1 protein-coding gene is annotated in these 311 nt (G+C 47.6%); it reads left to right on the forward strand.

Translation table 11 applies throughout. From position 1 onward, the window contains the following. Nucleotides 1–311 (forward strand): hypothetical protein (locus K8089_RS16775; RefSeq protein WP_237604358.1); only part of this gene is annotated, 311 nt, incomplete at both ends.

The following is a 311-nucleotide window of genomic DNA, read 5'->3' on the forward strand; positions in this document are numbered from 1 at the left end:
GGGATGACCACTTTTGACCTAACCCAGAAGAACGCTGAAATAACCAACGGCGTGCTTACCCAAGGCGTAACCTACTTTTTAACAGAGCAGGACGCACAGGACAACACCAACCGTATCGATCCCGATACCGCTTATGTAAATGTGGACCCTAACGGCAACCCGATAAACCCACAAGTACTTTACGTACGCGTGGAAGATAGCAACAGCGCTTGTGTTTCCTTTACGACCCTTACCATAAAGGTAATCAGCAATCCAAACCCTGTAACGCCAGACCCTATTGTACTGTGCGACTACAATATAATTGTACCCCC

This window comes from Aequorivita vitellina, assembly GCF_022008365.1.
Classification (GTDB): domain Bacteria; phylum Bacteroidota; class Bacteroidia; order Flavobacteriales; family Flavobacteriaceae; genus Aequorivita; species Aequorivita vitellina.